At 69.9% G+C, this 3871-nt stretch carries 1 protein-coding gene; it reads left to right on the forward strand.

The genetic code is table 11. From position 1 onward, the window contains the following. Window positions 1-3871, forward strand: a 3871-nt coding sequence (locus ABD371_RS35590) for an amino acid adenylation domain-containing protein (protein ID WP_344486876.1), incomplete at both ends; no start/stop codon positions are given.

The following is a 3871-nucleotide window of genomic DNA, read 5'->3' on the forward strand; positions in this document are numbered from 1 at the left end:
ACCCACGGCGGCCACTCCCTCCTCGCCATGCGCCTCACCAACCGCATCAACACCACCCTCAACACCCACACCACCATCCACACCCTCTTCCAACACCCCACCCCCGCCGAACTCGCCAAACACCTGGAGACGGCCGACAGCACCAGCACGCCGTCGTCCCAGCGGGTGACAGCGGTGGTTCCCCGTCCCGAGCGGATACCGCTCTCGCCCGCCCAGCGCCGGCTGTGGTTCCTGCACCAGCTCGACGGCCCCAGCTCGGTCTGGAACATCCCGCTGGTCACGAGGGTCCGCGGCACCCTCGACCATGATGCGCTGAGCCTGGCCCTCGCCGATGTGACGCTTCGGCACGAGGCACTCCGTACCGTCTTCGCCGAACTCGACGGCGAACCGGCGCAGTTGATCCGCCCCGAAGCGGGTGTCGAGATCGGCTGGTCGTCCCACGCCCCCGAAGACACCGACCGAGCCGTGGCCGAGCAGTGCTCGTACGAATTCGACATCGTCACCGAACCACCGGTGCACGCGCATGTGGTGCTGACCGGACCCGACAGCGCCGTATTCGTCCTCGTGGTGCACCACATCGCGGCCGACGGCCTGTCGATGGGGTCACTTGTGGCCGACCTGGAGCGCGCCTACTCCGCGCGGACCGAGGGCCGGGAGCCCGAGTGGAACCCGCTGCCCGTTCAGTACGCGGACTACGCGCTCTGGTCCCTCCAGCAGGAGGACCGGCACGGCGGCGATCTGGCGTACTGGCGGGAAGCGCTGGCCGACCTGCCGGAGGAGCTGACGCTGCCGTACGACAGAGCACGGCCGGCGCGAGCCTCCTACGCAGGTGCCGAGGCGACCGTGCGGGTCGGGCCGGAGACGCATCAGCGGCTGCGCGACCTCGCCCGTCGGCACGAGAGCACCATGTTCATGGTCGTCCACGCGGCTCTCGGAGCAGTGCTGACCAGGATCGGCGCAGGCACCGACATCCCGCTGGGCACGGTGGTGGCGGGCCGCGCCGATCCGGCCCTCGACGACCTCGTCGGGTTCTTCGTGAACAGCCTGGTGCTGCGCACCGACACCTCCGGCGACCCCCGGTTCGACGAGTTGCTCGGGCGGATCCGGAGCGCCGACCTCTCGGCGTACCAGCATCAGTCCGTCTCCTTCGACCGAGTCGTCGAGGAGTCGCGCCTCAGCCGGTCGCTCTCCCGGCATCCGCTGTTTCAGGTCGCGTTCAGTGTCGAGGACGAGACGCCGGGCCTGCGACTCGCCGGCGTCGAGACGGCCATCGGCCGGGTGCCGATGTCCCCGGCCAAGTTCGACCTGCTCATCGGCGCGGTCGAGCACGGTGCGGCCGACGGCGACGCCCGTGGCATCACCTTCACGCTGACGTACGCGACGGACCTGTTCGACGAGGAGACGGTACGTGAGCTGGGTGACCGGCTGACGCGTCTGCTGAGCGCGGTCGCCGCCGACTCGTCGCTGCGCGTCAGTGAGATCGATCTGCTGACCGCCGAGGACCGCCGGCGCATGCTGGAGGAGTGGAACCGGACCGACGAGGTAGCGCCCCGTACCCTGCCGGAGCTGTTCGAAGAGCAGGTCAGGGCAGAGCCCAGGGCAGGCGCACCACGCGTGGCGGTGGAAGCGGACGGGACAGCCACGACCTATGCCGAGCTGAACGCCCGCGCCAATCGGCTCGCACGCCACCTCATCCGTCAGGGAGTCGGCCCCGATGTGCCGGTCGCCGTCGCCACCCGGCGCTCGCTCGACTGGGTGGTGGCGTTCCTCGCGATCGCCAAGGCGGGCGGCGCGTATCTGCCGGTGGACCCGGCGTATCCCGCCGAGCGCAAGCGGTACGTACTCACGGACAGCGCCGTGGGAATGGCGCTTGTCGACTCCCCCGACGCGCTGGGCGATGTCGATGTGCCCGCGATCCTCCTCGGCGAACTCGACCTCTCGGGGTACGCCGACGACGACATCCGTCCGGCCGAGCGCTCGGCACCGCTCCTGCACGGCCACATCTCCTACCTCATCTACACCTCGGGATCGACCGGAAAGCCCAAGGGTGTTGCTCTGCCGCACACCGGGCTCACCCGGCTGGTCCGCCGCCATCGCGATTTCGTCGCACCGGACTCGGCGCACCGAGTGCTGCAACTGGCGTCGATCGGCTTCGACGGCTCCGTCTGGGAGCTGGTCATGGCGCTGCTGCTCGGCGGCACACTGGTGATCGGCAAGCCGGAGGAACTGCTGACGGTCCGGCCGGGCGAAGCACCGGACATCACCCATGTGCTGGTCACGCCTTCGATGCTCGCCGCTCTGCCGGAGTACGCGGTACCCGAGGGGGCTGTGATCATCACGGCCAGCGAGTCCTGCCCGCAGTGGCTGGTGGACCAGTGGGCGACCACCCATGAGCTGGTCAACTCCTACGGACCCACTGAGACCACGGTCTGCGCGACGGGCGGCCCGCTGCCCGCCGGACGGCCGGTGACCATCGGCGGCCCCGTCGCCAACACCGACGTCTATGTGCTGGACGAGGCGCTGCGGCTGGTGCCGCCAGGAGTGGCGGGGGAGCTGTACATCGCGGGCTCGGCCCTGGCCCGTGGCTACGTGGGCCGGTCCGGACTGACCGCATCGCGCTTTGTCGCCGACCCCTTCGGCCCGGCCGGGACCCGTATGTACCGCTCCGGCGATGTGGTCCGCTGGGACAGGTCCGGCCGGCTGCTGTTCGTCGGACGGGCCGACGACCAGGTCAAGATCCGTGGCTTCCGCATCGAGCTCGGCGAGGTCGAGGCCGCTCTCTCCACCTGCCCGGGGGTCGGCCACGCCGCCGTCCTGGTTCGCGAGGACCGGCCGGGCGAACGACGGCTGGTCGGCTATCTCACCGGCTCGGCCGAGCCCGGTGAGACACGGCGGCTTCTCGCCCGGCGGCTGCCCGAGTACATGGTGCCGTCGGCGCTGGTGAAGCTGGACGCGTTCCCCCTCACCCCCAACGGCAAGCTCGACCGCCGCGCGCTGCCCGCGCCCGCCCGGGAGACCACGGGCCGTGGTCCGCGCACTCCGCGCGAGGAAGTGCTCTGCGGGCTCTTCGCCGAACTGCTCGGGCTGCCCGAGGTGGGCGTCGACGACGACTTCTTCACCCTGGGAGGGCACTCCCTCCTGGCCACCCGGCTCGTCAACCGGGTACGGGCTGTGCTCGGGGTGGACCTGAATCTGCCCACGGTGTTCGAGAACCCCAGCGTGGCCGGACTCGAACGACAGCTGCGTCAGGCAGTCGGCAGGGCCGCCGTGGTCCCGCTGACGGCGGTGAGTCCCCGGCCCGCCCGGCTGCCGCTCTCCCCGGCTCAGCGTCGGCTGTGGTTCCTCCACCACGTCGATACCGAGAGCGCCGCGTACAACATCGCCCTGGTCAGCCGGATCTCCGGCCCGCTGAACCGGGAGGCGTTCCAACAGGCCGTGTCCGACCTGGTGATCAGGCATGAAGTCCTGCGTACGGTCTATCCCGAGCAGGACGGCGAGGCGGTCCAGGTTGTCCTTCCGGCAGGGCAGGCCACCGTCACCGTGCAGTGGTCGCAGAGCCCGCCGGAGCTGGCCGAGAAGCGGATCGCCCAGGAGCGCGAGCACAAGTTCGACCTGAGCGCCGATCTTCCGATGCACGTCCATGTCATCGACACCGGTTCCGAGTCGGTGTTGGTGTTGGTTTTGCATCATGTGGCTGCTGATGGGTGGTCGATGGGTCCGTTGTCTCGGGATTTGTCGGTGGCGTATGGGGTGCGGGTGGGTGGTGGTGTGCCGGTGTGGGAGGGGTTGCCGGTGCAGTACGTGGATTACACGTTGTGGCAGGCGGGTGTGTTGGGGGTGGAGTCGGATCCGGGGAGTGTGGTGTCGGGTT

The organism is Streptomyces amakusaensis (genome assembly GCF_039532665.1).
GTDB classification, from domain to species: Bacteria; Actinomycetota; Actinomycetes; order Streptomycetales; family Streptomycetaceae; genus Streptomyces; species Streptomyces amakusaensis.